At 43.1% G+C, this 26327-nt stretch carries 16 protein-coding genes; 1 reads left to right on the top strand and 15 read right to left on the bottom strand.

The genetic code is table 11. The annotated features are described in order from the left end of the window. Positions 1-75: 75 nt before the first annotated feature. Complete coding sequence (locus PQ578_RS01310; RefSeq protein WP_273831837.1) at positions 76-792, top strand: TspO-related membrane protein; 717 nt, start codon at positions 76-78, stop codon at positions 790-792. A gap of 206 nt (positions 793-998) precedes the next feature. Here PQ578_RS01310 and PQ578_RS01305 read toward each other — a convergent pair whose 3' ends face one another. From PQ578_RS01305 to PQ578_RS01235, 15 genes are all read right to left on the bottom strand, one after another. Continuing rightward, complete coding sequence (locus tag PQ578_RS01305; protein ID WP_273831836.1) at positions 999-1202, bottom strand: hypothetical protein; 204 nt, start codon at positions 1200-1202, stop codon at positions 999-1001. 50 nt (positions 1203-1252) lie between these two features. Then, on the bottom strand, positions 1253-1648 hold the full coding sequence (locus tag PQ578_RS01300) for a nucleoside 2-deoxyribosyltransferase (protein WP_273831835.1): 396 nt from the start codon (positions 1646-1648) through the stop codon (positions 1253-1255). Positions 1649-1656: 8 nt separating this feature from the next. Further along, the gene (locus tag PQ578_RS01295) at positions 1657-1953 is read right to left on the bottom strand and encodes a hypothetical protein (protein WP_273831834.1); all 297 of its coding nucleotides are present in this window, start codon (positions 1951-1953) and stop codon (positions 1657-1659) included. Positions 1954-2156: 203 nt separating this feature from the next. Next, on the bottom strand, positions 2157-3422 hold the full coding sequence (gene dsdA, locus PQ578_RS01290) for a D-serine ammonia-lyase (protein WP_420541525.1): 1266 nt from the start codon (positions 3420-3422) through the stop codon (positions 2157-2159). 279 nt (positions 3423-3701) lie between these two features. Then, entirely contained in the window at positions 3702-5132 is a 1431-nt protein-coding gene (locus PQ578_RS01285) for a cell wall-binding repeat-containing protein (protein WP_273831832.1), read from the bottom strand. A gap of 166 nt (positions 5133-5298) precedes the next feature. Next, complete coding sequence (locus PQ578_RS01280) at positions 5299-7161, bottom strand: LTA synthase family protein (protein ID WP_273831831.1); 1863 nt, start codon at positions 7159-7161, stop codon at positions 5299-5301. 211 nt (positions 7162-7372) lie between these two features. Continuing rightward, positions 7373-8737, bottom strand: a complete 1365-nt coding sequence (locus tag PQ578_RS01275; RefSeq protein WP_273831830.1) for a cell wall-binding repeat-containing protein — start codon at positions 8735-8737, stop codon at positions 7373-7375. Positions 8738-9090: 353 nt separating this feature from the next. Further along, entirely contained in the window at positions 9091-10746 is a 1656-nt protein-coding gene (locus PQ578_RS01270) for a C40 family peptidase (protein WP_273831829.1), read from the bottom strand. Positions 10747-10980: 234 nt separating this feature from the next. Continuing rightward, on the bottom strand, positions 10981-13725 hold the full coding sequence (locus PQ578_RS01265) for a cell wall-binding repeat-containing protein (RefSeq protein WP_273831828.1): 2745 nt from the start codon (positions 13723-13725) through the stop codon (positions 10981-10983). Positions 13726-13863: 138 nt separating this feature from the next. Then, positions 13864-15612, bottom strand: coding sequence for a cell wall-binding repeat-containing protein (locus PQ578_RS01260; protein WP_273831827.1), 1749 nt, complete (start codon positions 15610-15612; stop codon positions 13864-13866). 170 nt (positions 15613-15782) lie between these two features. Continuing rightward, complete coding sequence (locus PQ578_RS01255) at positions 15783-17420, bottom strand: cell wall-binding repeat-containing protein (RefSeq protein WP_273831826.1); 1638 nt, start codon at positions 17418-17420, stop codon at positions 15783-15785. A gap of 135 nt (positions 17421-17555) precedes the next feature. After that, positions 17556-20018 (bottom strand): cell wall-binding repeat-containing protein, encoded by a 2463-nt coding sequence (locus tag PQ578_RS01250; protein WP_273831825.1) that lies wholly within the window; start codon positions 20016-20018, stop codon positions 17556-17558. Positions 20019-20123: 105 nt separating this feature from the next. Next, complete coding sequence (locus tag PQ578_RS01245) at positions 20124-24104, bottom strand: cell wall-binding repeat-containing protein (protein WP_273831824.1); 3981 nt, start codon at positions 24102-24104, stop codon at positions 20124-20126. Positions 24105-24642: 538 nt separating this feature from the next. Further along, positions 24643-25500 (bottom strand): DNA-processing protein DprA, encoded by an 858-nt coding sequence (locus tag PQ578_RS01240; RefSeq protein ID WP_273831823.1) that lies wholly within the window; start codon positions 25498-25500, stop codon positions 24643-24645. A gap of 42 nt (positions 25501-25542) precedes the next feature. Further along, positions 25543-26163: a transposase gene (locus tag PQ578_RS01235; protein ID WP_273831822.1), complete on the bottom strand. Its 621-nt coding sequence runs from the start codon at positions 26161-26163 to the stop codon at positions 25543-25545. Positions 26164-26327: the final 164 nt, after the last annotated feature.

The following is a 26327-nucleotide window of genomic DNA, read 5'->3' as shown; positions in this document are numbered from 1 at the left end:
TGTCCCTTTTTTCATAGGATTTCTTCAATCAGGGTAGCATACGAATACCTAGACCTATGAAGGAGGAAACCGGTTATGACTATGAAAATCGTTACAATTGTTGCTTACTTCTATTTGATCGCCTCATCCCTTATTTTTTCAGGGGATATGTCTGGCGGAAACGATGTGCTCATCGCCCCTTCCGGCTACACGTTTTCAATCTGGTTGTTGATTTATTTGCTTCTACTCATCTCACTCGTTCGCCAATTTACGGCAAGTGAGTGTGATCAAGCACTGTACGTAAAAATATCCTACCTTTTTGCCAGCAGCATGCTTTTATCTGGAACCGCCGTACTTGTCAGTGATTCAGTGGCGCTCATCTTTATCGCCGGTTCCTTGGTTACGCTGTCCATCCTTTACTCCATCATTACTAAAAATGCTGAACGCTCTTCCTTTTTCAGCGTACCATTCTCGTTCTACCTCGCCTGGACATCGATCGCCACGATCGTGGATGTATTCGTTGTGGCAGATGTAAATAACGTATCGCTGATTTTTGGGATGAATGAGCTAACTTGGACCATTATTATGCTCATTATCGGCGCAGGACTCGCCGTCTACTTTAGTCTTTATAACGACGATTTAATCTACCCGATCGTGTTTTTGTGGGGTTACTTTGGCATCTTTGTGAAAGACGATAAACCGTTGCAGCTGACGTACACGCTTAGTATTGTGATGATTGGACTTGTGGCGTTTGTGATTTGGAAGGTCGTGCAGGAGTTGCGTGGTCGGAGGATGAGAGCGGAAGCGGTTTGAAGGTGTGCTTGTCTTTATAGGGGGGGGCAGGCTCGGGTCTGACCCCCCTATCCCTCTCACTGTGCTCAATCCCTTACTGTGTAAGGGTTTTGCAGAAGGAATGCTTCACAATTAATGTGAAAAAGTGTCCTTTGGTGAAGGACACTTTTGGTGGTTTTGTCTTTATGAGGGGTCAGGCTCGAGCCTGACCCCTCATCGCTTCCTACTTACTCATCATCATCGATGCCCCACATCTTTCTCTGCTGTATATCATCCGATTCCACAATAACTGTTCCTTTTCCATCCGTTTTCACTCTTTCGAACATTCCTTTTCCCGTAAACTTTTTTAAAGTTTCACTTTGCTCTTCTAATACATGGTGTAGCCGGTGAATTTCCTGCTCCATTTCTTCTTCGGTCATTTTCTTATTCATCAAGATAACCCCTCCTTGTTTTTATTCAGCCCTGCTAATAAAAGGACAGACTAAGTAGAAAAGCAATGCTTTTCTAAAATGATTTGAACAAGTTTCTGTTGGTTGCCTTCTACTCTCGTTACTCCACTCGTGTAGTAAAAGGAGCTTGCTTCTTTAGCGTTGTGAAACCCTTCTTCATTGAAAAGGTAAACTGGGAGATCACGACCAAGCGCAATGCCAAGTTCAACATAGGTCCCTTTTCCTCCTGGAAGCAGAACAATAAGAATATCAGCTTTTTTAACTGCCTCTAATTCTGCTTCTCCAATCGAAGCAAGTTCATCAAACGTATCGGCTTTTTCATTTTTCGTCCAATCGTATGTATGCTTGAAGCCATGACGCTTCAGTTCAGTAGCTAGTGTTTGCACGTGTTGTTTGTTTTGGAAACTTGATGCAATGTAAAAGTTCAATCGACTTGTCACCCTCCTTTGGTTACAATGAGCTGTTTTTGAATTTCTTTTTTCAGTTTTTTTTCTTTCCGCTCTTCATACATCGGTGATCGTTTCATCTTTTTCATCTTCATTTTTCCAATCACATACCGTACAGACGTATTTTCCTGAACTAACTTGTTGTATTGAGGTTTCTCGACTAGCTCCACAAACCAACTGTACGCCATCAGAGCCGTAATATTTGCTTCAATTCGCTGCTCATCTGGTGGATCGCCCCACCAAAACAAATCACCCACTAACGCTAAAAACTCCAAAAACACTTCCAACTCCTCGCCCCCTCTGCAAAGCCGAATTTACAATAATGACCAATCTATCTATAGTTACGAAATAGGAGGTGAAATTGTTTCAAAATGAATAGAAGTGAATCTATCGGTGGAGTGTCCTCAATACGTGGACGATATCGCTATTATTGGGCGATTTGTCTTTGAAGGGGGTCAGGCTCGAGCCTGACCCCCTTCCCTATCGCTGCTCACTCTTCACCCCACACCTCATCCGGCACGAGACTCCCGCCCGTCGCCCACACAAGATGCGTACCGCGAGCACGTTTTCCTTCTCCTGCTTGCGGCCCGCTCATTCCTGCAAGGGCAGAAGGCTCAAGCTTAATGGCTTCTGTTTCATAGATCCATTTGAGCATTGCCTTCATTCGCTCATCTGTCACCGTGTAGACACCTTCAAGCAATGGTTGAATGACACGCCCAACAAAACCAGATGGTCTCCCGACTGCGAGACCATCTGCCGCTGTCTTATTGTCGATCCCAAAGTCTTGCACGGAAACTTGATCATGCAATCCTGTCATTAAGCCCAGCAGCATAGACGGTGAATGCGTAGGTTCCGCAAAGTAACAGTGAACGTGCTCTCCGAACACTTGATGAAGGCCAAACGCAATCCCACCGGGTCCTCCGCCTACACCGCATGGTAAATAAACGTATAGCGGATTTTCAGCATTCACTTTTATTCCTCGCTCCTTAAACTGCTTTTTCAAGCGAAGCGCTGCTACGGCATATCCGAGAAAAAGGTCTTTCGAGTTCTCGTCATCAATGAAGTAACACGTTAGCTTCTTCTCACACTGCTTTCGTCCTTCTTCTACAGCCGCTCCATAGTCTGCCTGATGCTCCACAACTTGAACTCCCTTTTTACGTAAAAGGTCTTTTTTCCACTGCTTCGCGTCACTCGACATATGAACGGTAACGTTAAAGCCGAGTTTGGCCGACATGATACCAATACTTAATCCTAGGTTCCCTGTTGAACCTACGGAAATTGAAAAAGCAGAGAAGAACTCGGCGAACTTTTTATCAGCTAGAATAGAATAATCGTCGTCCTTCGTTAAAATCGCATGACCGAGCGCTAGTTTCTCAGCATGTTTGATCACTTCATAAATGCCGCCACGCGCCTTAATGCTTCCGGCAATCGGGAGAATATCATCTCGCTTTAAAAGAAGATCTCCTTGAATTTTGACCTGCTCTTCTTCCTCCAGCTTCGCTTTCATGTTGCTGATTTCTAAAATAGGCGATTCAATGATGCCGTTTGTTTCTGGAAACACTTTGTGAAAATATGGCGCAAAACGTTTCATCCGAGCTTCAGCGTCCAGAATATCTGCCATCGAAAGATCCGTTGTTGGCGTGATTTTTCCTTTTTGTGGATTTCTCCAATAAACTTCCTTTAATTGAAGTATGTCATCTAACAGCGGATGCTCGGCCTTCCACTGTTCAAGTGATTTTCCAGCTATAGTCATGATGGGTTCTTCACTCCTTTACTGTGGTAGGGGTCAGAGAGGGGTCTGACCCCTCTAAAAGACAGTTGTTCTCTCTTACTGTAACATTTAAGCAATACAATTGAATAAAGCACCTCCACATGATCGTGCTTTGACCATTGATCAAACGATTGGACAATGTTATTCAAAACACTAAAACAAAAGTGTCCGCCATAGACGGACACTTTTGTCATTTTGTCTTTTAATGGGGTCAGGCACGAGCCTGACCCCTATTTGACCGCACTACCGCACTACCGCACTACCTCACTCAAACATTTCCCAAATCTCTTGCTCCACTTCTTCTCCAACGGCACCGGTTCCGCCAAAGATTGTGAAGTAGAACGTTTCGTTGTCCTGCAAATACGTTCTCACTTTCGGATCAAGTTTGTTCTTAGGTGTAAGCAACAGGGGCTCGCCGTAATTAGCGGCAAGAACGGATCCTGCTAGGGCATCCGCAAACCCTGTACCCGTTGCGAGAGTTACGGCCTGAGCTTCAAGGTCAAAATGTTCGGCTATGGCGATGCCTGTTCCGTAACGATCTTTTCCTGAGATACGCTCTTTCCCTGGCAGCGCGTTATAGACTTTTGAACCAATCACGCCAGTCCCACCGATCGCCAAAGTATGATCAACGTTCTTTAGCGCTTTTTTCGTCACATCTGGCATCTGATCTTTATCAGTTAGAAGGATTGGCATCATATATTGCGCCGCAACAGGAGCAATGGATAAAGCGTCTGGAAAGTTCTTTCCGTAAGCGACAACCGCTGTATCAGAAGGCGGTAGCTTTTTCGCGATCGCGGCAGCCGTTTCATAGCGGTCTTTTCCAGACACACGATCTACCTCGATATCCAATTCATCTTCTAAGTAATTTTCGATACTCGTTGAGACAGCACCTTTACCCCCAACAATCGTTACATTCTCCACTTGTAGGAAGGTAAGCGCAGCTTCTGTCACTTTTGAAAGTTTTTTCTTCTCTGTTAGGAGGATTGGCGCATTATAATAATAAGCTAATGGTGCAGCTGCTAAGGCATCAGGAAAATCTTCACCCGTTGCGAGCACGACATTTTCAACTGAACCTCCAAACTGCTGACGAGCTGCGATCGCCGCTGCTGTATAATAGCGGTCTTTCCCAGAAATCCGCTCAATCATTGGTTCTTCTTCGTAAACAAAGCCGTTTAAGATATATTCCTCGCCGTTATCGAGATTCGCAAGATCCGTTGCTTCCATATAATAAGTTCCGGGTTCGAGTACAAAGCCGTTACCAGAGCCGTACTCATCCTCCCACTCTTCATCCGCTACGAGCTTTTGCTTCGCCGCATCATATACAGTTACTCGCGGCTTCATCTCAGTCTCTTCGTCGCTTGCGGAGAAAATCGAGGCATAAAAATCAACTTTCTCATCACCAGTGATCTCCAGTTTATAATAGTCTTTGTCATCTTTATCAAACGTTCCGACCACATAGTCATCGACGTTGATTTTATTTGCTTCGCCGAATGTATTATTCGGTTCCTCTTCCATGAAGCCGCCATACTCATCGTATCCTTGAATAGAGATTTCATTTTGATTCCCTAAGTGTTGCGAACGCTTATGCAAAATCGATAAATCAACCTGATCATTTGATGCTGCTTGTACAGCCGGACTGGCTAGTAAACTCGTAGCCATTAAGAAAGATGTTGCAATTCCTAGTGCTTTTTTCAATCGTCTCGTTCCCCCATTTTTTTTATTAAACACACTTTAAATCCACACCAATCTATCCTGGCCTCACCGTCCCTCTTATTTCACTAAGAGGATTATATATAATTTTTTCCAAAAGAGCTATTTGTTTCTTTCGACAAAAAAAGCACCCGCTGGGTGCTTTTCATCATTATTGTTTGCCGTCTCTCAACACTTCAATTAAATCATTTTCAAGAAGTTGGTCCGACATGTCAATCTGCTTCTTAATTTGTTCGTAACCTTCGCGACATTTCTCGATGTCCACTTTTTCACCTGTCTCGGTATTTGTACAAGTTCCTTTTGAAAACTCTCCAGTAGGTGACATGCTAAAGGAAAAGTCCTCCCCAAAGAACGTACCGGTCGGGAAGCCGTGTCGAAACCCAACAAATCCTTTTTCTTTCGTTAACAGGTTGTCTCCTACTTGATAAAGAGGCTGATCAATGCCAAGTAGTGAGGTCACGGTTGGGGCGATATCAACCATTCCACCAATAACCTCTTCCGTAATCCCATCTTCCTGGCCAGGTGTATGAATAATGAGCGGGACATTAAACATCTCTTTGCGGTCGAATGTCACATCAACGAGCTCATCTAATTGATCTGCCGAATCAGCCAATAGCCCATAGTGATCGCCGTAGTAAACGAACAACGTCTCTTCCCAAATCCCTTTTTGTTTCAAATCCTCGATAAAATTTCCGAGCGCTTGATCCGCGTAATAGGCGCTTTGTAAATAATCACCAACAGGCGTTCCGTTAAATTTATCTGGTAAGCGGAGCATCTGCTGTTCCTCCGGTAGTTTAAACGGTCGGTGCTGAGAAAGGGTAACAAAGAAGTTGTAGAACGGTCCCTTTTCAGCGTCTTTTTCATAGATGTTGCTTAGCTGCTCATACATGCTTTCATCCGAAATTCCCATTCCTAATTGATCAGTAGGATCGATATCAGGCGAAGTAGCGCTATAGAATTCCTCAAACCCCTGCGCTGGATAAGCGGCTTTCCGATTCCAAAACTCAGGATCGTTTCCATGAGCCACGCTCGTCTGATACGCTTCTTCCTTTAGAAGAATGGGCAACGATTGAAAAGCGCCGTTTTCATAAGCCGTATAGCCGCTCTCGTTTTCTGCAGGGAAGAGTGAATTATTGACGATAAATTCCGCATCGGACGTATTGCCTTTTCCGATCTGGGTGTAAATGTTAGTAAAATAATGGCTTTTCTTAATGAGCTCATTTAAATTCGGCGTAATCTCTTCGCCATTCACTTCAAGCCCAATCACAAAATCGTTGAGCGATTCTCCTTGCACGATTACAAGGTTTTTGTTTTTGGCGATTCCAAATGACGGCGAAGCTTGATTCGCTTTTTGTTTCTCTGCAAAATAAGCATTGATTTTCTCTAATTCTTTCGCACTGCTGTCTTTCCCAATTGCCGGTGCAATTTTTTCCTCATTAAAGTAAATCGTACTGTCATAGAGGTGAGCTGGAAGGATTCCAGCCACGGCAACTTTGTATTGATCACTGTACTGTTCTTCCATTGCAAAAATCGAAACACACGTTAGAACCACCATTCCAGCTAGTAAAAATGAATAGCCCACAGCGATCTTTTTGAAGTGCGCTTTTTTCATGTACATCCAGTGTCCCACTATAGCAAGCAGCACGACATCAACAGCAAACCAGACATCGTTCCACCGCATTAACGAGGTAATCGAATCTCCAACATCCGCTGTTTGACCAGCTTGATTTACTAATTCTAGTGATAGAAGACTACTATAATACCGTTCATAGAGAACGTCACCGTAGAGTAGCAGTGAAAGTACCCCATATAATCCAAGCGAAATAAGCGCTGCCCTTTTCTTTGTTGAGAATAAAAGCAAACTTGTTAAAAAGAGTGTCAGCCCCGCCGCTCCTAATAAAATTAATCCAATATTGGCTTCGCCAATCATTTGGTGAGCAAAATAGGCGTTTTTAAACGTCCAGCCGATCACCATAACGAACGCCCATAAACCTATCTTCATCCACTTCGTCATATATCTTCCTTCTTTGCATCTGTTTCTTCATATTGTAACAGAAAGTTTACACTAGATTAACAATAGTTGAGGAAATGAAAACCTTAGGGCTAACTTACCAGTTCCACGTCTATCGACCATTTTCATAGAATCGTTTAGGAACAAAACAAAAAGCCCGTCTCGATAACGGACTTCTCGCAGTTAGTTTGGCTTATGAATTGCCTCAGGTTGTTTAATAATATTTCGTAACAAGCTCAAGCTCTACGGACTCAGAGACAGCGCCTTTTCCGCCAAGGATCATATACTTATAGGTCTCTTGTTGATCAAGAAACTTTACGGTAGCCGGAGAAAGCTCTGTTTCCGGGGTCAACAGGAGAGGAGTTTGTAAGTAAGCTGCCCGCAAGGAACCTGTTAACGCATCCGCATACCCCGAACCTTTTGCAAGATGGATGATGCTAGGCGACCAATCAAAATATTCAGCTACAGCAGCAGAAGTTCCATAACGATCTTTGCCGGAAAGGCGTTCTGAATCCGGAAGCTCATTAAAAACATCCTCGCTAATCACGCCACTGCCACCAACAGCCAGACTGCGGTCATACTTTTCTAGAGCTTTTTTTGTAGCATCTGGAATCTCATTTGTTTCCGTTAAAAGAATCGGCATATGACTGCGAGCAGCGTACGCGGCAACTGAAAGCGCGTCTGAGAACCCTTTTCCATTCACAACGGCAACTTGATCAGAAGATAGCTTTTCTGCAACTGCGGCAGCCGTCCCGTAGCGGTCTTTCCCGGAGATGCGATCCACTTTCAGACCAAGCTCGTCTTCTAAGAATTTTACTACCTTATTTGAAACCGCGCCTTCTCCTCCAACGATCGTAACTTTCTTCGCCTTTAAGGATTTCAATGAATCTTTCGTGACTTCTGGTAATTTATCCTTTTGAGTTAACAACATTTCAGCATCTAGCTCATAAGCAAGCGGTGCTCCTGAGAGTGCATCAGGAAAATTTTCACCCGAGACAAGAACCACATTCTCCGCTGGACCACCCGCTCGATTTTGCACGGCTACTTTAGCTGCCGTTTCATAACGATCGCTGCCGGATATTCGGTAAATCCCTTTCTCCATTTCACCAACTGCGGCATTTAATTCATAAACCTTTCCATTGTTCACATTGTTCAAGTCGGAAGCTTCGATATAATAGGTGCCAGCTTTTAATAGATAGCTAGATCGAAAGTGAGTCCCCTCTCCAATTTCATAAGGCTTCACCTTATTTCCATCAGAATCATAGACGTTGGCATGCAGTTCCATATCAGTTGCTTTGCCATCTTCTTGTCCGATTGAAATTGTTAAATCATTTTCTTTTTCACCAGTTAATTCAACTTTATAAAAGTCCTTATCATTTTTTGCGAACGTTCCTTGGACAAAATCGTTTGACTTTAAGGTCTGGTTGGCACTATTAAACGTATCATTTAATTCTCTTTCTTGAATCATGTTCACTTCGTCAGCGTCAGCCTTCTTGCTGCTTAAGGCTAATGCTGATGGACTCGCTAGTAAACTCGTAGCTACTAGTAACGAAGTGGCCACTCCAATCGTTTTTCTCATCAAATCCAATCCTTCCTATTCTTCACGTCATTAACTTGCTTCTACCATAAGCGATGGGCTCTTTTTTTCGTGACTCTTTTAATGAAGAGATTTATTGATGTCGTTGCTTTAAGACCGCTCACTTTCTTTAACAGAAAGACATTGTTTACATCTAAGCTAATCATACACCGTCAACTATTTTGCTTCAATGAATATAAAGTAACTATTTCTACTTAGAAAAATGGAAATGATTGTTTTATAGAGATCTGCTTTTGTTATTCCCTTTCCCTATCAAAACGAATCCATTTCAGCACAAAAAAGTGCACGTCTAAGACGGACACTTCTTTGTGTGATCTTCTCATAAAAATGGTGTCTTAATGCGCGCGTTTCGCACCTAAATACCTCGGTGCCCAGTAGCTTGACGTCATATCGCTAATGGTCACGCCAGTCGATGATCCTGCATGAATAAATTTGTTATTTCCGATATAAATTCCGCCATGCGATGCGCCTGGCTTGTACGTTGTAAAATAGACAATATCCCCAACAGAAGGGCTACTAACCGAATCCGTTACATTCCACATTTGCGCCATCGTTCTAGGTAAAGAGATGCCTTGATTCTTAAAGACATAGACAAGAAACCCACTGCAATCAAATCCAGATTGAGGCGTATTTCCTCCCCAAGTGTACGGCACGCCAATAAATTCTGAAGCATCTGCAATTAAGTTCATCACATTAAACGATTGAGACTGGCTTCCGCTATTATTGCTCTCATTTCCGGAATAAGCCGTTCCCTGCTTCAGCTTTTCCCATGTTGCAGGTCCAACTACACCATCTACTGTAAGCTTGTTGCGTGATTGGAAGTTCTTTACAGCCTGCTCTGTTGCTGGTCCAAAATCACCGTCTTTTGAACCTTTGTAGTATCCAAGCGCTGTTAGCTTTGATTGTAGCTCTTTTACACCCTCACCTTTTACGCCCAGTTTCAGAATGTCCCCTTTCGTTACCTGGTCGCTGACAGGCGTTTGTGTCGTGCCACCACGAGCTTTCAATGCATCAATAGTCGCATCATTTGCTACGCCTGTGATAGGAAGACCAACGATACTTTGAAACTCTTTAACGGCTTTTTCTGTAATCGACCCAAAAATTCCATCAACGTTGTAACTGTAGTAGCCGCGATCTTTTAAATTCTGCTGAAGTGAGGTAACTGAACTTCCACGAGCGCCAACCTTAAGCCCTGAAACTTCCTCCTTTTTCTCTTCTACAGATGAGCTTGAGAGCTTAGTCTTCGTTTGGCTGTCTATAACCCCTGTTTGTGATAATCCGTTTGCACTCTGAAATTTCTTTACGGCTTTTTCTGTAATCGGACCAAAAATCCCATCAACATTGTAGTTATAAAAACCTTTGTTTTTCAGCTGTTGCTGCACAGACGTTACTTCTGAACCACGAGAACCCGTCTTTAAAACACCATCCGTAGAGGAAGGCGCCTCTTGTTTTGCTTCAGCAGCGTTGAGGGCATTTTCAGTCGCTTGATCGACAACTCCAGAGACGCTTAATCCGTTTGCACTCTGAAACTGTTTCACCGCTTTTTCTGTAATTGGACCAAAAATCCCATCAACGTTGTAGTTATAGTACCCTTTGCTCTTTAACGTCGATTGAATAGAAGTAACGGATTGTCCACGATCCCCTACCGTTAACGTTGAGGAAGATTTCGCCGGGGCTGATTTTGTTGCACTCCTTTTGAGCGCATTCAATGTGTCACCTGAGACCGTTCCCGTCATTTTTAAACCAGTTGCTTTTTGAAAATCTTTCACCGCTTGCTCTGTAATTGGGCCAAAGTAGCCAGTAGCCGTATGATATGTAAAATAACCTTTTTCCTTAAGAACATTTTGTAACTCTTTCACATCGGGGCTGTTCATACCCTTTTGCAAAGCCTGGTCACCGAGAGACGCTTCCACATCCTCCGTTTGCACATAAAATAACCCAGTTAAAAATGCCGAACCTACAAGCGTCTTCTTCCATGTAGAAAGTTGCATGAATTTCCCCCTTAGTTTTATCAAAGCCCATGAACAGAGATCTTTTAACAATATCGGCTATAATTCGCTAAGTTTGAATAGATTTCCTGTTAAAATTTTATTATTAATGAAAAATCATGTAAAAAAGCAACTTTTGGCATATGCTAGTACATTGTTACTAAATTAGAAAAACGAAATGACAAAAGAAAAAAGCCTTTCTCTTTTTAGGGAAAGGCTTTCCTCATCTTCATGACCTTACTCTATTAGTTGGTTTTCAACATCTAAACTGATCGCTCCGGTTCCCCCTAGTAGTACGTAAGATTCTGAATGGCGATTTTTGATGAGCTGCTTCGTCTCATCAGGAATCCGGTTTTTCTCAACAAGGTATAGTGGCGCGTGATTTTTTGCAGCCGCTACTGAGCCTGTGAGCGCATCTGCGAACCCCATTCCATTCGCGAAATACGTCATATTCGTTTCCATATAAAGTCGATTCACAATATCAGCTGCGGTACCAAAACGATTCTTACCTGAATATCGAGTCGGGTTCTGAAGCTGATCAACAACGCCTTTGCTAATGACGCCAGTTCCTCCGACAACGATCGTTTCATCCATTCCCTTAAGTGCACTCTTCGTCACTTCTGGTAGTTTCGTCGTATTCGCGAGTAGAATTGGATAACCATGTTCAGCCGCATATGGTGCAATCGCAAGGGCATCAGGGAAATTCATTCCGTATGCCACAACGGCTTTTTTAGCAGGATCCATCCGTTTTGCAATTTCGGCAGCTGTCTCAAATCGGTCTTTTCCACTAATACGTTCAACATCAAGACCCAGTTTCTTTAGCTGGTCACGAACGGACTCCGAAACAGCCCCACTTCCACCTAGAATGATCGCTTTAGATGCGTTAAGACGCTCGATTTCATCCACTGTTTGGTCAGGAAGACTTGATTTACCCGCTAGAAGAATCGGCGCCTTTAATTGATAGGCAAGTGGCGACCCGGCTAGTGCATCAGGGAAATCTAATCCTCGCGCAATGAGCACGGTCGTTGCCGTATCGTACGTATGCTCGCTAACAGCACTTGCAGTCCCAAATCGATCCGAGCCTTTCACTCTTAAAATATCTTGTAATTTCGTTTTCACAGTAACGGTTGGTCCATCCTTCGATTCATTGCCTGCTGAATCGACCGCCTGTACGGAAAATCGATACGTTGTATTTGGTGCCAGATTTGCTATTTTCATGCTGTTCTTATCGCTGATTGTTTGGATGACTTGATTATCCTGATAAATTTTATAATGGTCGATTCCAGCTTTATCTGATGCAGAAGACCATGCAAGCTTTAATGACGAAGCTTCTACTTCACTTGTACGCAGGCTTTTGGTAGAAGGCCAGCTTGGTGGCGTTGTATCCGTACCGATACTAACTTGGATCTTCATGCTATCCATGCTACGGTCCAGGGCTTCTACAGATAGATTTGAACTTGATCCATCATAAAGATTGCTATTTGGTAAAGAAGAAGCATTAAAAATCGGATAATGATTCGCTGTGAAATAGTGATCGTATTTTGAATACCAATCTCCATTATCTAGCTCACTAAATCCTCTTTCCTCCTGGTTGGCTTCTTCAAGATCAACCAGCTTATGCTTTTCATTATCGTTCCCTCTATATTTCTGAGATTCATCAATGTGCCAGATTGCGAGTCCACCAGTTACAGTACGGTTTAGCAATCCTCGGTCATACCCGATATACTGCCGATTCTCAATTAAAAAATATTCGCTTGGTTTATCCGTGTTCACGCGAATGGCTTTGTAAGCCCCATCCTTGTTCGACTGAACCGAATACGTTCCTGACGAGGTAACAAGGGTAGGAATACTAAACCCTAGTTTTTCTTTTGACCATGCATCTAAATGAGTAGGCGTTTGTCCCTGGTATTCCCCATTCAAATATGCCCATGATCCTTCTCCCATTAAACTATGTACGCCAACGCCGAGAGAAGAATTGTCTCGATCATATAAATCAGGTAATCCAAGATCATGTCCTAGTTCGTGAGCCATAATTCCAATCGTCGCCATATGACCACCCTGTGTTTCACCAAACTGCATGTACCCTCCCTTACCTTCTAAAGAGGCAACCTTCACGCCATCTAGCGTAGGGACATCATTCAGGACGAGGCTACTGCGGTGACCCCAAACGCTTGGAGAAGGATCTGAAAAGCTTCCTTCGCCACCAGCTGCGATTGTCACAATATGGAGCTCATTTGTGCTAAGGTAGCCATCTTTGTTCGTATCATATGTTTTGTAATTAACCGTGGCATCAGATGCTTTCAATGCGTCCGAGACGAGCTTACTATATAACGCGTTCTCTGTTTGTTTTCCGACAGGATCCGGATGATTATACGGTAATGAGACAGTAGCGATACCGTTCGATGTGCCACTGGATTCAGCTGCCGGCTCGAATTGGAGTCTTCCGTTTGAGACCTCATCATAATAATTTTTCACAGATTTTCCTGTAAGACTAAAAAAAGTGTCACTCCATTTTGCTTCAGAATACTTTATTTTCTTATCTTTAAAGTTTACGAGTAGAACAAGCAAGGGATGCTTGTCTACCTGATTCGTAGATTGAATCGTCACCTGATTGATCTCAGGCCGTTCAGTAAACCTTTTGCTATCTTCTGTATCAGGGAGCTTCATCATCTCACTGTGACTAGCGACCGCTTCCGGTACAGCATCAATCCCTACTTTTGCTCCAGTGCTAATCAATTTATTGTCTTTTAACATTGCGTAAACCCAGTAGTTGTTATCTTCTTTTAAAATCACCTGGCCATCTTCCGTTTCAAACCAGTGACGGATTTCATCCCCAGCTGCTTTTAATTCAAATTCCAATCCATTTGGTTGCTTCTCCGTTCTTGCTTGATCAGAAGCCGGCGCAGCCAGCGTTGTGGCGTTCAACATAAAGAACACAAGAATCGTTAGTAGTCCAATCTTGTAAAATAGCGTGCGTTTCATTTATTCATCTCCCCGTGTTCGATATGGTGAATATTCCCTTAATAGTAGCACGCAAACATGAATCCTGATAGAACTTTCGACCTACAAAAAATGAGAGATCATCGTATAATACGACATCTCTCATTTTTACTAGATGATTCACTTCAAGTCAGCTAATTCTTTCTCGATATCAATGACGCTGTTCCCACCAAGCAAATTAAACTGATCGTAAGAATTTTTTGCTAACAGAGCTTCTGTTCCTTCCGGCAGTCGGTTTGGCCATGAAAGGTAAAGAGGAGCGTCCTTCTTTGCCGCAAGCACGGCTCCTGTTAATGCATCAGCAAAACCTTTTCCAGTCGCAAAATACGCTTGTTCGTTTCCAAGAGGAAGGTTCTTAATAATTTCCTGGTTCGTTTCAAAGCGATCTTTCCCTGCATATCGGTCATAATCCGCTATTTCTGTGAGAGCTTTTTCACTAATCACACCGTTACTGCCTACGACAATTACATTGTCATAGTTTTGGATTTCAGAAGCCGTTTCTTTTGGAAGCTTATCCGTTAAGGACAGATAAATCGGATAACCATTTTTCGCTGCGTATGGGGCAATCGATAAGGCATCGGGATAATTCATGCCGTATGCTAGAATTGCCGTCTCATTCTTCTTTGGAAGATTATCAGCGATAATCGCTGCTGTATCAAAGCGATTTTTTCCACCGAAACGCTCAACTTCGATCGCCATAGCTTTGATTTCATCACTTACTTTGTTTGTGATTGCACCAGAACTTCCTAAAATGATCACCTTGTTCGGCTCTAATCTCTCTAACTCTTTTTTCGTTGAATCTGTGAGTTTATTATCCTCTGTTAATAGCATTGGAGCGTCATGCTGATAAGCAAGTGGCGTTCCTGCAAGGGCATCAGGGAATTCCCCGCCTCTTGCTAAAACAACAGTCTCCGCATGATCCCAACCTTTTTGTGAAATGGCAACGGCCGTTTTATAACGATCTTTTCCAGAAAGGCGTTCTCCTAATTGCGTCATTTCGATAGAAGAGATATAGCCAATCGCACCATCGTCTGTCTCCGCCTTATACCAAACATAATGGTTGTTTAGCGGATCTGCTTTCGTTGAGTTATCATATACGTTCGAACTGAGTAATGTCAGCGGACGAGGCTTCGCAGTCGATTCTTCGATGACGGGAGAGCTCGTCGTTGGTGCTTCGCGTAATCTTGCTGATGATAAGACAATCTCATTTTCTTGATATAGTTGAGACGTTTGATGCAGCTCCTTTTCCGGAAGCTGGTAATGGTCCTTTTTGAAATAAAGTTGATTTCCGCTACCATATTCAAAATCATCTAGCTCAAAATTAAATGGAATTGGATGAAATTCGCTATACAAGTTTGAATTCTCAATCGTTTGATAGACTTGCTCTTGATACGCCTCTAAGTTTCGTTCAGTAGAACCTTTACTTAAATAAATTGGACTATTTTCCTGTACCTGACCATTGTAGGCTAATACAGCGAAATACCAGCTTTCAAGTACATCTCGTTCATTGTCATTTACAGTTGGAAGCTTGCCACTTTTCCCCTCAAACTTTTCGTTAAGAATTTGAAGACCGCTGCTAATGTTGTAGGCTACATCGTTTTTCAACCGCTCTTGGTCGAAACGAGAATCGTTTGTCACCTGCATGACCCCAATCCCACCATCTTCTGAAATGAGATCCTGGTTCCACGCGCTTTCTTCAAAAGCGACTGCCTTTGCGATTTCTGGCGGAATGTCTTGTTTAATCGCTTCTTCTGTTAACAGTTTACTAATCTCTGCTTTCGTACTTGGCTCTTCTGCCGCGGCACCGCCAGTTCCGAATCCACTTACAATTAGTAAAGCGATAACTACTTGAATCACTCTTTTCTTCATTCGTTCCTCCCCTTTCCATCTTTTAGCATTGTAACAAATTCATAGATTGAAATGGGGGTAAATGGAAAGAAAGTGCTAGAGGGAATGACAGAAGGGGTCAGGTACGTACCTGACCCCCGCTGCTTTAAACGACAAAAGGAGCTACCTCTGGCAGCTCCTTTCGTAGTCTTTTATTTGATTTTTTGGAGAGAGGTAATCACTTCTTGATTCACAGCTCCTTCTCCACCTAAAATCGTGAAATTCCTGATGCCAATCTCAATAGCCGCTTTTTGAATGGACTCATCCATCTTCATAGGCGGGACGAGTAGAAATGTACTTTCTGATCTTGCAGCTAAAATCGATCCAGTTAAGGCATCTGCAAAGTTTGCACCCGTTGCTACGACTGCTTTATCAGCAGGGGTGAGCTTCATAGCAATTTCCGCAGAAGTAGCATAACGATTGGCGCCACCATACCGTACCGGTGCTGGAAGCTGTCCAGCTACTTTTTCTGATACGACACCTTTTCCTCCAACTATTATGCTAGATTCGAATTCCACTAGTGCTGTCTCGGTTATTGTTGGAAGTGTATTTTGCTGAGTTAATAAAATGGGGTACCCTTGCTTAGCCGCATAAGAAGCAATTGATAACGCATCTGGAAAGTCCATGCCGTTTGCTACTACAGCTTTTGGAGGATTTCCATCCAGATAAGCTGCAATATGTGCGGCTGTTTCAAAACGATCTTTTCCTCCTAAACGCTTTGTTTTTAATCCTAACCCCTTCAATTCGTTCACCACATAATCAGAAACGGCACCGGTCCCACCCAAAACAATCGCATGATGCGCACCAAGTCGATTAATTTCATCTTTCACAGCCAGGGGCAATGTTTCACCAGTTAATAAGATTGGCGCATTCTTTTTATAAGCTAGCGGAGCGCCTGACAAAGCATCCGGAAAATCATCTCCTCGTGCTAAAACCACCGTATCTGCTGCTTCAAAGCTCGCCTTTGATATAGCCACAGCCGTTAAATAACGGTCCTTCCCAGCAATGCGCTCAATTCCAATCGGAAGTGTAGGTTTCATTTGTTTCCAGAATTCTGAAGCAATCGCTTGATATCCCGCCTGAGAAGGATGAACATCGAGCGGATTCGGTAAGTAAGCTTGATAGTTTTCTGCAATCGCCTCATACGTCGGAACAAAGCCACTTCCTGAAGCCGTTGCGATACTTTCAATCCCTTTATTAAGTTCTTTCATAACATATGCTACCGCATCCTGCTGCTCTTTAGGATAAGCATAGAATGAATTGTAATAGCCCATTAGAAAAATAGATGCATCAGGATTAAGTTTACGTATACCTGCCATGATTTGGGCATAATTATTTCCAGCTTTCGTAAGAATGGCACCGGCTACTGCAGGATCATTTAGTCCATTAGGATCCTTTTTCAATACCTCCAGCAGATCATTTGCACCGACACTTAACGTAATCAAATCTGTATTTGCAATAGCTAGTTGCAAATCTACATTTGTTTGGAGCATCGCCAACATCTCTGAAGTAGTTAATCCTGAACGCGCATAGCTTTTGTTAAATTGCTTTAATCGATCCAAATCTGTTAAATGATCCGCTATGTAGTCTGCATAGCTCAAACCATCTTTTCCATCGTATTGAAGACCATGAGCAAGGGAGTCACCAAGAGCGAGATAATCCCATTTTTGAACCTGAGCTTCTGCGCCTACGCTAGATGCATCACTAAATGATGGAGAAATGATCATTAGAACAAGGGAAACGAGAAATACAAGCTGTGCTTTTTTCTTCGCAACCAACCTACCATCCATAAGCTATCCCTCCTAAACGTCTGATCGTAATAAAGAACAGAACTTTACATAAATATACGCCCTACGATTTAAAAATCCTTCTCCTAACGTAAAAAGAGGAGAGCCGAATCATCAGCTTCTCCTCTTCATTCCATTTTATTCAGAAAGCTTTTTCAATACATCGTCACTTACCGCACCAGTTCCACCAGTTACAGTAAAGTTCGTTGCATCTAATTCATCAATCGCACCTTCTGTTGCTTCAGGTAACTTGTTCGGCTGAACAAGTAGAATCGAAGCATTTTCTTTTGCTGCAAGTACGGATCCTGCTAATGCATCAGCAAAGTCCATGCCAGTTGCGACAAATACTTTTGCAGAAGGGTTCAAATCAGTTGCAATGGTTGCTGCCGTTGCAAAACGATCTTTCCCAGCATAGCGTGTTGCATCTGGGAGCATGTCTTTTACTTTCTCACTTACGACGCCTGATCCACCTGCAACAATTGTGTGATCAATGCCACTAATTGCACGATCTGTTACTTTCGGTAACTTGTCATCTTCCGTTAATAGAATCGGGAATCCATTACGCGCTGCATAAGAAGCAACAGATAGGGCATCTGGAAAGTCCATACCGTTTGCAACAACGGCCTGCTCAGGTGAGCCACCCAGGCGCGCTGCAATGTTTGCTGCTGTCTCAAAACGATCTTTCCCATTGATTCGCTCTGTATCAATATCAAGTCCTTCAATTTGATACTCAACATAGTTGCTTACAGCACCCGTTCCGCCAAGAATAAAGACTTTCTTCGCACCAAGACGCTGAATTTCTGCTCTTACTTCTTTATTAAGAGACTTTTGCCCTGTTAAAAGAATCGGGGCATCCATTTTATAAGCAAGAGGTGCTCCCGCTAATGCGTCAGGGAACTGATCGCCGCGAGCTAAAACTACATAGTCAGATTGCTCCCAGCCAGATTGTGATACCTGAATAGCTGTTTCATAACGATCTTCTCCTGATAAGCGCGTTGTGTCAGCTTCAACGATACGAGCTTCATCTGTTGCTTTAACTGTTCCGATTTCATCAAGGTATTCAGTGAACACTTCGTAGTCGACGAGGTTTAACTGATTGATTCGACCGGAATCAGACACTTCTCCCATTGTTGTATAGCCATCGCCACCGCCTGCCATAAATGCATTGGTTGCAACAGTATACATTGCTTCAGGGTTAATATCCTCATAGCCATTTTTTGTTTTTACATTCACATCAAGAATTCGCTCCCCTACTGGAAGCTTTTCATCAAATGAAAACTTTAATCCAGAAACGTGAGGGAATCGACCTTCAGCTGTTTCAACTCCACTAACTCCGTGCTCTAATGAATCAATAATTTCTTGACCACTCATTTCCAGTGTTACAAGGTTGTTACCAAACGGCATTGTCGTTAGTACTTCACCTAACGTAATTGGGCCTTTGTCAATCGATTCACGGATTCCGCCACCGTTTGTTATTGCGATAGTTGCGTCGGTAAGTTCTTGTGCTTTCGCAAGCATACCATCTGTGATCAAGTTACCAAGATTCGTTTCCCCTGTTCTAACTGAGCTACGCTTTCCATCTAGATACACATCTGAATGGCCAACAACTTGCTGTGCAAATTCATCAAGAGGTGCTTTTAATTCATTTAAAAGTGCCTCAGCTTCTGGATCAGATTCGTAAATGCGTTCAAGCTCTTCATCGTCACTTAAGTCAAGAAGCTCATCATCCCAGTCAGTCAGAACGCCCTCCGCGTTAAACGTTACTTCCAAATCACCGAGGAATTTGCTATATTCATTGGCTTGTACAACGAGTGTAGGATCTTCAAATGTGTCAACAACGACCGCTTCTTCGATTTTCGTATGGCTATGTCCACCAACGACCACGTCAATGCCTTCGACTGTTTTTGCAAGCTCTACCTCAACCGATTTTCCAAGATGAGTCAGCGCAATGATTTTATTAACGCCTTTATCTTGGAGCATTTTCACCATTTTTTCTGCTTGCTCCTGATGGTTTAGAAAAGAGATTGTGTCTCCAGGGCTTGATAGCTCGTCTGTCGATTCGATCGTAAGTCCAAATACTCCCACTTCTTCACCATTCACATCAAGAATTACCGCAGGATAAATTGTGCCGTCGTCACCAGTCATCGCCATTTCATTTTTGTATAGAGGGCTTAGATCCGGGTCTTTGCTGTAGTCGATATTTGAGCTGACGATCGGGAATTTTGTTTGCTTCACGAATTCTGAGAATGTCTTTGGCCCTTCATCAAATTCGTGATTTCCTGGAACCATGGCATCGTAGTCCATCATGTTCATGAACTGCACATCTGCAAGACCTTTGTATTTATTAAAGAATAACGTTCCAGAGAAAACATCACCGGCATCAAGTAGAATCGTGTTTGCACGTGCAGCGCGAATCTCTTCAACAGCCGTTAGACGTCTTGGTGCATTATCCAAGTGGGCATGCGTATCATTCGTATGCATAATTGTTAAATCGAAATCGCCTGTCGCAGCTTCAGCAGGTGTTGACGGTGCAGCGGCAGCAATCCCCATTGCTAGTGCTGCTGTTGATAGAACGCCGAAAAGTGGTTTTTTCAAATTCATTTGTGTCATCCCTTCCCTTTCAATCCCTCTTTTTATCGAAAAACTAGATTACTAGTTATTCAAACCAGGTTTGCCGCTCTCTGCTACGAACAGAGAGCGACATCTTCAATTTTTGAATTGATTTAATACGTCATCGCTAACCGGGCCTGTCCCACCAAGAATACGAAACTGGTTGATTTCCAGTTCTTCAATCGCTTGTTTCGTAGATTCAGGCACTTTATTCGTTTCTACGAGGAGCATCGCTGCTTCATCTTTCGCTGCAAGAACAGAACCTGTTAAAGCATCTGCAAAGCCTTTTCCTGTTGCAATATAAGCTGTATCTGTTTCACCAACTAATTCAGTTGCAATCGTAGCGGCCGTTTCATAACGATCTTTACCGCTATAGCGCTTCGGTTCAGGAAGCTGATTGAACACTTCCGCTCCGATCACGCCAGTACCACCAACAACAATGGACTCATCAACTTCACGCAGTGCTGTTTTCGTTGCGGCAGGAAGTTTTGTTTTTCCAGATAGAAGAATCGGATATCCTTTGACTGCTGCATAGGAAGCAACAGATAGAGCATCTGGATAGTTATATCCGTCAGCAATGACTGCTTTCGCCGGGTTACCGTCTAAACGAGCAGCAATGTTTGCGGCTGTTTCAAAACGATCTTTACCAGAAATACGACTAGCATCAAATCCGTAGCCTTCAAGCTGATATTCAACATAAGTCGAGATCGCTCCTGAACCTCCAAGGATAATCACCTTTTTCGCCTCAAGTCGCTGTAACTCTTCTAACACTTCTGCGTTCAACTTATTTTGCGCATTTAATAGAATAGGCGCATCGTATTTATAAGCAAGTGGAGCACCTGCTAATGCATCTGGGTAGTCATCACCACGAGCGAGAACAACGGTATCAGACTTTTCCCAGCCAGCTTTCGATACTTCAATAGCTGTTTTGTAGCGATCTTTACCGGAGATTCGTTCAACTTTATTTTTGAATTGAATCTTCGCAAGCACCGGATCGTGGTCACTTGCACGTCCATCTGCTTCACTGAAATCAGAGTTAATGTTAATGCTATCAATCATCGTACGTTTTGCTAGGTTGTTAGATACGAGGATATGATCGAGCACTTGCGCGTTACCTTGATAGTTGTACGTGTAACGTTGCTCTGTTGGAAGCTTATTAATCATGTTTGTTAAAACATCGCCTTCAAGCGTTTCGAGTGGCTTTGAAAATTCAAAGTCATTCAAGTCACCTAGAACAACAACGTTTCCACCATCCATGTTCGTGACAACTTCATTAACAAAGTTGTTTACGACCGATGCCTGCTTGATGCGCTGTACTTCACTTCCTAAAACAACAGGATGATCCGCGCCAAATAGGGCACCGTCTCCACCTTTTGAGTTGAAGTGATTTGCAATGACGACCACTTTTTCACCGTTAAATTCAAACTCCGCTGCAAGTGCTTTACGAGAATCGTCAAAGGCTTCATTTGTTGGATCAATGCGACCAGGGTTCAATGTTAGGCCGTTTTCATCCACGCCTACCGATGTAGTTGCATCACCTGATTTTTTCTCAGGGAATGTAACGCGATCAGGGTTGTAGATGAAGCCGACGCGAATATTTCCGCCAGGCTGTCCGCCATCTGTTTTGTCCGCTGGTGCGATATCCGCAAACTTGTACGTTGGTCCGCCTGCTTCTTCAATCGCTTGAATAATCGCTTCGTAAGACTCGTTTGCTTTTGTCGTGCCATCATCTGTTGGACCGTTGTTATCTTGTACTTCGATTAAGCCAACGATGTCTGGTGTCTTCATGTTCTTTACGATTGATTCAGCGATTTTGCCTGTTTTCTCTTCGCCAACACCCGGGTAGTAGTTTTCAATGTTGTAAGAAGCAATTGTTAGATCACCATCGGCTGTTTCCATTTTTGTTACTTCGCGCTCCGTGTCTCCTTCAATAACAGAAGGGAATGTACCGGTTGGACGGATTTTGAAGTTGCTGTAATCATAGCTCACGTTTCCAGTAACCGATCCGTCAAGACGATCGCCAGTCGTTACGTCAATATCAATACCATCAACGTCGATTAAAAGACGCTCAGGATTTGGGTCGTCTGCTGTTAACAGAAGTCCGTTTGCACGAGTAAACAGTTGATCTTCACTTGCGTTCACATAGACTGGTAGCTCATCGTATTTCACTGGACCAGTTACCGTTGCATCTGGAATCTCAATGAGCATCCCTTCAAGACTTTCGTAAAAGTCTAGTCCATCTGTTTTTGGATCAAATGTCTTCATTTCATCGTCTTCTACAATTTCAGTTGGAGGTGTGCGGTCTTCTCCGATCACGATTGCTTCTGGTAGTGTGTTTCCTGAAGAAGCGACCGTTATGCTTGAAGCTGTAATTTGAGTCGTTAGAAGATCTTTTGCATCGCTATAGCCATCTTCACGATACTCTTTTACCTGACCGTCTACTTCTACTTTGTCACCAACGCTTACACCAGCTCCACCGCTTTTGTAAACGTAGATGCCTTCTGAAGTAGCGACGTTATTGTCCGGGTTTTCTTCTTGCATGTAGAATGCGTTATTGCCGTCTTTTGCTGTTACAATCCCAGCAATTTTCGTTACCGCTTTTCCTTCATAAGGAGAAGTGTGGCCTGCACCTTGAATAGTGTGAATGCTAATGCCGTCAGCGGATTTTAGAACTGTGTAGTCGAACGTAGCGACTTCACTTGTTTGACCATCTTTTGCTGCAACGGCTTTGATTGTTGTATCTTCTGTTAGTTCAATTGGAGTTGTATATGCTGTGCTTTCCGCTGTCGGTTCGCTACCATCTGTTGTGTAATGAACAGTTGCGCCTTCTTCTGCTGTCGCCAGTTTGACCATCGTGCCTTCAAGAACAGATCCTGAGGCAGGATTTGCTGTTACCGAGAAAGTTTTTTCGATCACATCAGCGGCGCTACGAGGTACGAGTTTGTATTCGTTATAGTTGTAGTCGATAACGCCTTTAAGGAGTTCATACGTTTTGCCGACTTCAAGAAGTGATTTGTCATTAGGCTTAATGACGAATTCACCTGAAGCGTCTTTCGCTGTGAAGTTTCCATTGCTGTCGACTGATTGAACCGTAACGTCTTTAAATTGAGTGAATTCAGCTTCGTGCTGTTCACCATTTTCTTTGGAAAGGTCTGTCGATTTAAGGGACTGAGGGGATGGGATGCCTTTGTCTTCTGTGGTGATGATTACATCAGAAGCACTTGTCATGACTTGCTGCATTCCATAGTAATCAGACATTGTTCCTTCTACAGTAACTTCATCACCTAGATTGGCAGAAATGCCTGCAGCACGAACGATAATTCCTGCTGTATCATCCTGGATAAATAGGTTTGTTTGGCCACCTGCTTCGAATGCCGCAGTTGCCGTTCCTTGAATTTTTACTTGTGTACCGTTTGCTACTTTTCTAGCATCTGAAATGGTTGAGAGTTCTGGTTCTGGTTCTGGCTCAGGGTCAGGGGCTGTGCCGTCAGAAAGGTGGGCACCGAGGTAGTCTGTCGTGTCTTTTGAGTATTGCGTCCATCCACTTGTAACGTCGTAGGCATCAGTCGCATCTGTATCGCCAGATTTAACGTCGTTATTACGAACAAGCGTCATATCTTTCGCGAAATCGGCAGCTGAACCAATTTGACCTATCGAATCAATGACTGCATCTGTATTTTTGAGGACAACAACATCATTTCCGTTAAAATTCACGACGGATTGATTTGTTACATCAGCTTGATCTAAAATTGGCTGAATGGATTGATCGTGGGCTAGGACAAAGACTTCTCCATCAGCAAGTTTTCCTTCTAAAGGTAAAGAATACTTTGGAGCAGTCTCCCCATTGGAGTAAAGTTCGAGAGTGTAATCTGCTAAATCCAGTTCATTTCCTGTTCCATTGAAAAGTTCAAGCGCTTTGTTGTAGCTCCCGCCTTCAATGTACTCTGAAATAATTAAGTCCTGAAACGTCTCTTCAGCTGCTGACGCATACTGAGAAACAGGAGTTGCGAAAAAACTAAGAACCATTGAAAATATTAGCGCAAAGCTAATAAAACGACTGGTTGATCTTCGTTTCAAATTTCATCCCCCCGGATATGTAGTCGAATTTTGGTGATAGTCCCACCAATTGTCAGTATACAATAACTTTTGACCTAAATGTGTAAAAATAGCGTAAATTGTCTAACTTTAGAATGCGCTTACATTACATAAGAGGGGTCAGGTTCGAGCCTGACCCCTCTTAAAGACAAAACCTCTATTTTCACTGCAGTTGTCCACGCTGACGGGACACCCCTCATTGTAAAAATCCACCTTTATTGAATGCTACTCATTGTAAAGACTGTGTGAATTTAATATATGCCAATAGGTTTACTAGTTTAGCTACTCTTAACTTAAAAACTAGCGTACAAGTCGAAAGTACTAGTTCTGATCATTTAAAAAAACCACCTAATCGATGGCTCGATCAGGTGGTTCAGAGGCAGGTTTATCTTCTTCTCTCTTACATCACTTCCCTGATGGGTTGGATCCATCATGCTCTAGTTAGGGAAAGATGTTCTTGAAGATCCTTGAGGGATCAAATCACGGTAAGCTTGCGAAGGTTTTTCATTGTTTGGTGGTTTCAGAGAATAGGAAGAATCTCTTTTTCAATTGATTCAAAGCTATGATAAGGGCGTATACCTTGATTGATTAGACAGTTTGTCCCCTGCCTAAATCGAGCGTCATTGCTTATAAAAACAAAGACTTTTTTTGCATGCTTTCGAGCAAAGTGAGCGGTCGTCATCGCACCACTTTTTACGTTAGCTTCTAAAATCACCACATGACTTGACCATGCACTGATTAATGCGTTTCGCTGAATAAATTGCTTTGGTGCAGGTACTGTGCCAGGTGGATACTGCGAAATGACAACGCCTTCATTAATGACTGCTTCGTAGAGCGAGCGGTGCTCTTTCGGATAACACTCATCAACCCCAGTTGCAATAAAAGCAATCGGATGCCCACTATTTGCGAGGCAGGCAGTGTGAGCAGCATGATCGATGCCTTTCGCGAGACCGCTAATAATAGGGATGCTCATGCTTGAGAGTCTGGCGGATAACTCTTCCGCAGCACGTCGAGCGTGATTGGAACAAGAACGGGAACCAACAATACCAACAGAAGGTAAGCACGGTTTGATCTGACCTTTGACATATAGTAGTACGGGCGATTCAGCAACATCTTTTGCATAACTCGGATATAGCGGGTCATCTCGGGGTAAAAGCCAGATCTCCTTTTGCTGAACAAGGTCAAGAATCCGCTTCGATTTTTCAAGAGAACGCGCAGCAGCAATAGCTTCGCGGGCACGAGGAGAGATTCCAATTTCCTTTAGTTCAGATGGAGAGGCATGATAGACTCGTTCTGGATTTCCGAATGCGCCCAGTAATTTCTTTTGCGTTACAGGGCCAATATGTGGAATCGAACTTAGCCAGATCCAGCGCTCCATTCATTCACTTCTCTTTCATGATAAATTTTAGAGTAAGGCGTTTTATTTACTGGGTAAATTGGAGAGCAGATAAATCTTTTTTCCTTTCCATTCTGGCAATTGTTGCACAAGATCTGGTGGAAACGATGGTTCCTCATTTTCGACGTAGCGCTGATAAGCTTCCCGTGAAGGTTTTTGAAACAGTGAGAGTATGTAATCAGGGTAAGCGTGCGGATTCTTTCGATATGAAACATAAGCACGATAACTGCTCCACATATAGTCCGCTGGCTTAGCAACCATGCGGGCTTTAACTGGATTAAGGTGAATGTATTTACTAACATCAATTTCATAGTCAATTGAATCAAGCAGTTCAGCATTGTAGCGACCTTGAAAAACGTGGCCTGTGTACTCATATTTGTCGTTGAAATATCTAGCATAGTTGGAGTTGATCACTTTCATGATTTCACCAGGGGGATGGTCGAAGGTTTCGATGGAGAGATGCACATGGTTAGTCATGAGACAGTATACGTGTAAGCGAAATGGAAAGGCGAGACGAGCTTGTTCTAGAATTTGAAAATACTTTTGACGATCGATTCGTTCTTCAAACAACGGTGCTTTTCGATTTCCACGGCAGATAATGTGATACTTTGCACCAGGAAACCAGGTTCGTTTCTTACGAGGCATTCGAATGACTCCTTTGGCAAGGAAAATGGGGAATTTCTACTATAGCGGGGCTGATATTTGTAGTATACCACTTTTCAAGAATTTGGGAATAGTTAATTAATAAATTATTCAGAAATATTTTTAATTGTTTTGAAGGAAATTGAAGAGAGAGGTAATAGAGCGGG

The organism is Guptibacillus sedimenti (assembly GCF_028610665.1).
Classification (GTDB): Bacteria; Bacillota; Bacilli; order Bacillales; family Guptibacillaceae; genus Guptibacillus; species Guptibacillus sedimenti.
The sequence above is the reverse complement of the archived record's forward strand: the minus strand, read 5'-3'. Positions and strand labels throughout refer to the sequence as shown.

Bases quoted from the DNA above. Each gene is read 5' to 3' on its own strand.
- PQ578_RS01310 (WP_273831837.1), top strand. From the start codon at position 76: ATGACTATGAAAATCGTTACAATTGTTGCTTACTTCTATTTGATCGCC.
- PQ578_RS01305 (WP_273831836.1), bottom strand. From the start codon at position 1,202: ATGAATAAGAAAATGACCGAAGAAGAAATGGAGCAGGAAATTCACCGG.
- PQ578_RS01280 (WP_273831831.1), bottom strand. From the start codon at position 7,161: ATGACGAAGTGGATGAAGATAGGTTTATGGGCGTTCGTTATGGTGATC.
- PQ578_RS01275 (WP_273831830.1), bottom strand. From the start codon at position 8,737: ATGAGAAAAACGATTGGAGTGGCCACTTCGTTACTAGTAGCTACGAGT.
- PQ578_RS01270 (WP_273831829.1), bottom strand. From the start codon at position 10,746: ATGCAACTTTCTACATGGAAGAAGACGCTTGTAGGTTCGGCATTTTTA.
- PQ578_RS01265 (WP_273831828.1), bottom strand. From the start codon at position 13,725: ATGAAACGCACGCTATTTTACAAGATTGGACTACTAACGATTCTTGTG.
- PQ578_RS01260 (WP_273831827.1), bottom strand. From the start codon at position 15,612: ATGAAGAAAAGAGTGATTCAAGTAGTTATCGCTTTACTAATTGTAAGT.
- PQ578_RS01255 (WP_273831826.1), bottom strand. From the start codon at position 17,420: ATGGATGGTAGGTTGGTTGCGAAGAAAAAAGCACAGCTTGTATTTCTC.
- PQ578_RS01250 (WP_273831825.1), bottom strand. From the start codon at position 20,018: ATGAATTTGAAAAAACCACTTTTCGGCGTTCTATCAACAGCAGCACTA.
- PQ578_RS01240 (WP_273831823.1), bottom strand. From the start codon at position 25,500: ATGGAGCGCTGGATCTGGCTAAGTTCGATTCCACATATTGGCCCTGTA.
- PQ578_RS01235 (WP_273831822.1), bottom strand. From the start codon at position 26,163: ATGCCTCGTAAGAAACGAACCTGGTTTCCTGGTGCAAAGTATCACATT.